The sequence below is a fragment of the Kineococcus glutinatus genome, from assembly GCF_039542765.1.
In the GTDB taxonomy this organism is placed as follows: Bacteria; Actinomycetota; Actinomycetes; order Actinomycetales; family Kineococcaceae; genus Kineococcus_A; species Kineococcus_A glutinatus.
Genome location: NZ_BAABIL010000469.1, coordinates 1 through 5516, shown reverse-complemented (window position 1 = coordinate 5516; position 5516 = coordinate 1). Strand labels below are relative to the sequence as shown.

Sequence of the window (5516 nt, the reverse complement as noted above, 5' to 3'; positions counted from 1 at the left end):
CCTCGACGTCGAGGAGGGCGAGGTGCTCGCCGTCATCGGGTACTCCGGTGCCGGCAAGTCCACCCTCGTCCGCCTCGTCAACGCTCTGGAGATGCCGACGTCGGGGCGGGTGCGGGTCGCGGGGCAGGACCTCACGGCCCTGCCGGAGCGGGAGCTGCGCCGGGCGCGGCAGCGGATCGGGATGATCTTCCAGCAGTTCAACCTGTTCCGCTCCCGCACGGTGGCCGGGAACGTGGCCTACCCGCTCAAGGTGGCGGGCGTGCCGCGCGCCGAGCGCGACGCCCGGGTGGCGCAGCTGCTGGACTTCGTGGGCCTGCTCGACCGGGCGCACCACCACCCCGAGCAGCTCTCGGGCGGGCAGAAGCAGCGGGTGGGCATCGCGCGCGCCCTGGCGACGAACCCGCCGCTGCTGCTGGCCGACGAGGCGACGAGCGCGCTGGACCCCGAGACGACCACCGAGGTGCTGTCGCTGCTGCGCCGGGTCAACCGCGAGCTCGGCGTCACCGTCGTCGTCATCACGCACGAGATGGACGCGGTGCGCCAGATCGCGCACCGCGTCGCCGTGATGGAGGCCGGGCGCGTCGTGGAGACCGGTGAGGTCTACGACGTGTTCGCCGCCCCGCGCACCGCGCCCGCCGCGCGTTTCGTGCGCAGCTCGCTGCACGACCGCCCGGACCCGGATCAGCTGCGGCGGTTGCGCCACCGCCACCCCGGCAGGCTGGTCACGGTGCGCATCACCGACGAGGTGGGGTTGCAGACCCGCATCGACTCCGCGTTCCGGGACGCGGGCGCCGCCGCCGAGCTCGTCCACGGCGGCATCGGCGAGATCCAGGAGCGGCGCCTGGGGTCGCTCACCTACGAGGTGACCGGACCGGCGGGGGCCGTCGACGCGGCGATCGCCGGGTTGCGCGCCGCGGGCGTGCAGGGCGAGGAGGAGGTCTGACGTGGACGGTTTCCTCGACACCCTCGACGTGTGGCGCACGGCGATCTGGCAGACGCTGTTCATGTCGCTGGTCTCGCTCGTCGTCTCCGGCGTCCTGGGCCTCGTCCTCGGCATCGCCCTCTACGCGACCCGGCCGGGGAACCTGCTGTCCAACCGGGTGCTGTTCTCCGTCATCGGGATCGTCGTGAACGTCGTGCGGCCCATCCCGTTCATCATCTTCCTGGCCGCGGTCGCCCCGCTCTCGCGCCTGGTGGTCGGCACCACGCTGGGCACCAACGCCGTCACCTTCGCGATCTCGCTGGCCGCGGCGTTCGCGGTGGCCCGGATCGTCGAGCAGAGCCTGCTCGGCGTGGAGCCGGGTGTCGTGGAGGCCGCGCGCGCCGCGGGCGCCTCCCGGCTGGGGATCCTGCTCGGGGTGGTCGTGCCCGAGGCGCTGGGGCCGCTGCTGCTGGGCTACACGTTCATCTTCGTCGGCATCGTCGACATGTCCGCGCAGGCCGGGCTCGTCGGCGGCGGTGGGCTGGGCGACTACGCCATCACCTACGGCTCGCAGCGCTACGACTGGGGCATCGTCTACGTCACCGTGGCCACGATCGTGGTGATCGTGCAGCTGGGGCAGTTCGTGGGCAACCGGCTGGCGCGCGCGGCGCTGCGGCGCTGAGCCCACCGGCGGTGGCGGGCGCTCAGCGGGCGCCCGCCACCGCCGCCAGCACCGCGTCGGCGATGCCCGGCCTGCTCACCAGCAGGTCGGGCACCCGCACGTCGGTGCGGTTGTAGCGCAGCTCGGAGCCGTCCAGGCGGCAGGCGCGCAGCCCCGCGGCGCGGGCCACCGCGACGGGCGCGGCGGAGTCCCACTCGTACTGCCCGCCGGCGTGCACGTAGGCGTCCACCTCCCCGCGCACCACCGCCACGACCTTCGCCCCGGCCGAGCCCATCGGCACGAGCTCGGCGTCGAGCGCGCCCGCCGCGGCGGTGGCCTCCACCGGTGGCCGGGTGCGGCTGACCGCGATCCGCGACCGCCCTGGGCGGTGCGCCGGCGGCGGTGGCGGCTCGGCGGTGCCCACCGTCACGCCGAGGGCGGGCAGCGCGACCGCCCCGGCCACGAGGTCGCCGTCGGCCCACAGCGCGACGTGCACCGCCCAGTCCGGGCGCGGTGGCTCCCCGAACTCCCGGGTGCCGTCCAGGGGGTCGACGATCCACACCCGCGACGCGGTGAGGCGGGCCGGGTCGTCCGCGGCCTCCTCGCTGAGCACGGCGTCGTCCGGGCGCAGCGCCCCCAGCAGCTCCTGCAGCACCTGCTGGCCCAGCGCGTCACCGCGCGCCCGCAGGTCCGCGGCGCCCGCGGCGCGCTCGCGCAGCCGCAGCAGCTCCCGCCCGGCGGCCTGGGCGGCGTACTCGGCGACGGCGTGGTCGTCCGCGACGCGCAGGGCGCCGGGGATCTGCGACGGGTTCGTGGTGGCCTCCTCAGGTGGCGGGCAGGACGCAGCGGAACCCGAGGTTCGCCAGCGTCGCGGCCGGTTCGTTCGACGTCCGCGCCGAGACGCGGTAGCGGTTGCAGTACGAGTCGTGGCACAGGAACGACCCGCCGCGCATCGCGCGCTCGCGGCTGCGGCGCTGCCGCGGCGTCCACCAGGTGTCCGCGGACCACTCCCACACGTTGCCCACGACCTGGTACAGGCCATAGCCGTTCGGCTCGTACCAGCGGGCCGGTGCGGTGCCGGTGAAGCCGTCCTCGCCGCTGTCCCGCTCGGGGAACCGCCCCTGCCAGATGTTGCAGCGGTGCTGCCCGTCGGGTGTCAGGTCCTCGCCCCACGGGTAGCGCCGCTGCTCCAGGCCACCGCGGGCCGCGCGTTCCCACTCCGCCTCGGTGGGCAGGCGACCGCCGGCCCACGCGCAGTACGCCTCCGCGTCGAGGGCGGAGACGTGCACCACGGGGTGGTCCTGCCGCTGAGCGACGTCCGACCCCGGCCCTTCCGGAGCCCGCCAGGTGGCGCCCGGGACGCCCGCCCACCACGGCGCGGTGGGCGGGCGGGGACACCGCGCACGCAGGGGCCCGGGCACGGATGCGGCGAGGACGAACGACCAGCCGAGCTCCTCGGCGCTCGTGCGGTGGCCGGTGGCGGCGACGAAGGCCGCGAACTGCGCGACCGTCACCGTCGTCGCCCCGATGCGGAAGGCGTCCACCGCGACGGGGCGGACGGGGCCCTCGGCGTCGAACGGGTTGACGTCGGCGTCCTCGCTGCCCATGAGGAACGTGCCGCCCGGCACGTCCACCCACTCCCCGGGCGGCGTGCCGGCGCCCGGGCCGGGTGCGGTGGGCGCGGGCGGCAGGACCGGCGTGGCGGTGTGGCCCGGGGACGGGCTGCAGCAGCTCACCCCGACGTCCCTCCCGGTGCGCGCCCGGAGCGGACGGCGCCGGTGAGGCGCCGCTGGGACGCGAGGGGTTCGCGGGGCGGCATGCCGAGCTGCTCCAGGTAGGTGGCGAGCATCCGGGTCGCGAACGCCTCGCCCTCCTCCAGGGTGGGCAGCACGTCACCGGTGGCCTCGCGCCAGGCGTGCAGCCGTGCCGCGAGGTCCTGCTGCACGTGCGCCACCTCGGGCCGGTCGGCCAGGTTCTCCCGTTCGAGGGGGTCGGCGCGCAGGTCGTACAGCTCCCGCGGCGACCGCGGCGCGGCGGCGTCCTCGCCCAGCGCCGCACCCGACGGGCTGGCGGCGATGTCCAGCGGCAGGTCCAGGCGCGGGCGGGGCGCGTAGTTCTCGATGTAGCTGTGCGTCGCGGTGCGCACGGCCCGGATCGGGTCGTAGCTGTCGTGGAACGTCTTCTCGGTGAAGACCTCGGTGCGGGCGGGCGGGACGTCCGCGCCGGGGGCCGTGAGCGCCGCGGCGTGCGAGACGCCCTCGACCTCCTCGGGCACCGCCACCCCCAGCAGCTCCAGCAGGGTGGGCACGAGGTCCACGCCGCTGAACAGGCCCGGGTACGCGTGCGGCGCGACCCGGCGCCGCCGCGGGGGCCGCACGATGCACGCGATGCCGGTGCCGGCGTCGTACAGCGTGGACTTCGCGCCGGGGAACGCCTCCCCGTGGTCGGTGACGAACACCACCCACGTCGTCTCGTCCAGGCCGAGGACCTCCAGGGTGTCCAGCAGCCGGCCGACGGCCGCGTCCGCGACCTGGATCGAGGAGTGGAACCCGGCGAGGTCCTCCCGGACCTCGGGGGTGTCCGGCAGGTAGGCCGGCACCTCGAAGGTCGCCGGGTCACCGGGCGGGTAGTCCTCCGCGGGGTAGGGCCGGTGCGTCTCGAAGAACCCGGCGGTCAGCAGGAACGGCCGCCGGTCCGCCCCCGTTCCGGCGGTCCTGCGCAGCCAGTCCTGGCTCTGCCCGACCACCCAGTCGCAGCGGGAGTCGGTGACGTCGAAGTCGGCGAAGCCCAGCCGCTCGGGGCGCGCGGTCTCGTGCTGCATCCCGAACAGCGCTGTGTACCAGCCCGCCTCCCCGAGGAGCTGCGGCAGGGTCCGCACGTCGTCGTGGTACTCGAAGCCGTGGTGCGCCAGCGCCAGGAGCCCGTTGCTGTGCGGGTACCGGCCCGTGAACAGCGATCCGCGGGCCGGGGAGCACAGCGGTGCGGTGGCGTGGGCCGCGGTGAACAGCACGCCCTCCGCGGCCAGGGCGTCCAGGGCGGGGCTGTGCGCGCCGGAGGCCCCGTAGCACGCGAGGTGGCGACCCAGGTCGTGCCAGTGCACGAGCAGGACGTCGTCGCGTGCGGCCGGCCGTCCGGCGGGAGGCTCCACCGGCCCACCGGGGGTCGGCCGCGCGGGACCGGTGGGATCGTGCGCGCCCGTCACGCCGCGCCCCCACCCTCGCGCTCGCGGGCCTCGAGCACCTCCACGACGCGGCGGACGAGATCGTCGAGGTCCGCTCCCGTCGTGTCGATCACCAGGTCGGGCGACTCCGGCGGCTCGTAGGGCGCGTCGATCCCGGTGAGGCCGCGCAGCTGCCCGGCGCGGGCCCTGGCGTACAGGCCCTTGGGGTCGCGGCGCTCGCACTCCTCGACGGGCGTGGCGACGTGGATCTCCACGAACGGGATGCCCGCGGCCTCGTTCATGGACCGCGCGATGGCCCGGTCCGAGCGCAGCGGGGAGACCATCGAGGCGATGGCGACGACCCCGGCGTCGGCGAACAGGCGGGTGAGGTGCCCGACGCGGCGGATGTGCTCGGCCCGGTCGCCCGGGGAGAACCCGAGGTCGTCGGACAGACCGTGCCGGACGTTGTCGCCGTCGAGCAGGTACGCCACCCGCCCCGCCTCGACGAGGGCGCGCTCGACCGCCACCGCGACCGTCGACTTGCCGGAGGCGGGGAAACCGGTCAACCAGACCGTCGCGCCGCGCTGCCCGGTGGAGGCCACGCGGTGCTCGCGCCGCAGCGAGGAGGGGTGCCAGGTGACGTCCTCGCGGTGCCGCTTGGGCGCCTCGGCCGGCTTGACCTGCAGGACGGTGCCGGCGGCGACGGTGTCGTTGCCGTGCTCGTCGATGAGGATGAACGCGCCGGTCTCCCGGTTGCGCGCGTAGGGGTCCGC

The 5516-nt window shown here is 75.7% G+C and carries 6 protein-coding genes; 2 read left to right on the top strand and 4 right to left on the bottom strand.

What is annotated here, in order from left to right:
- Together ABEB16_RS16215 and ABEB16_RS16210 are read left to right on the top strand one after the other, a co-directional pair.
- On the top strand, positions 1-943 hold a 943-nt coding region (locus ABEB16_RS16215; protein ID WP_345713258.1), incomplete at its 5' end, for a methionine ABC transporter ATP-binding protein.
- 61 nt (positions 944-1004) lie between these two features.
- Entirely contained in the window at positions 1005-1604 is a 600-nt protein-coding gene (locus ABEB16_RS16210) for a methionine ABC transporter permease (protein WP_345713261.1), read from the top strand.
- Positions 1605-1626: 22 nt separating this feature from the next.
- On the opposite strand, the gene ABEB16_RS16205 is transcribed toward ABEB16_RS16210, so the two are convergent.
- From ABEB16_RS16205 to cysC, 4 genes are all read right to left on the bottom strand, one after another.
- Positions 1627-2370, bottom strand: coding sequence for a 3'(2'),5'-bisphosphate nucleotidase CysQ (locus ABEB16_RS16205; RefSeq protein WP_345713260.1), 744 nt, complete (start codon positions 2368-2370; stop codon positions 1627-1629).
- Between the two features lie 37 nt (positions 2371-2407).
- Positions 2408-3319 (bottom strand): formylglycine-generating enzyme family protein, encoded by a 912-nt coding sequence (locus tag ABEB16_RS16200; RefSeq protein WP_425560223.1) that lies wholly within the window; start codon positions 3317-3319, stop codon positions 2408-2410.
- The gene (locus tag ABEB16_RS16195; RefSeq protein WP_345713257.1) at positions 3316-4731 is read right to left on the bottom strand and encodes a sulfatase family protein; all 1416 of its coding nucleotides are present in this window, start codon (positions 4729-4731) and stop codon (positions 3316-3318) included. The genes ABEB16_RS16200 and ABEB16_RS16195 overlap by 4 nt, the downstream gene beginning before the upstream one ends.
- A 50-nt stretch (positions 4732-4781) precedes the next feature.
- Positions 4782-5516 (bottom strand): adenylyl-sulfate kinase (cysC, locus tag ABEB16_RS16190; protein ID WP_345713256.1); only part of this gene is annotated, 735 nt, incomplete at its 5' end.

What these genes read in the sequence shown, in the direction of transcription:
- ABEB16_RS16210 (WP_345713261.1), top strand. Translation starts at nt 1,005, where the DNA reads ATGTCGCTGGTCTCGCTCGTCGTCTCCGGCGTCCTGGGCCTCGTCCTC.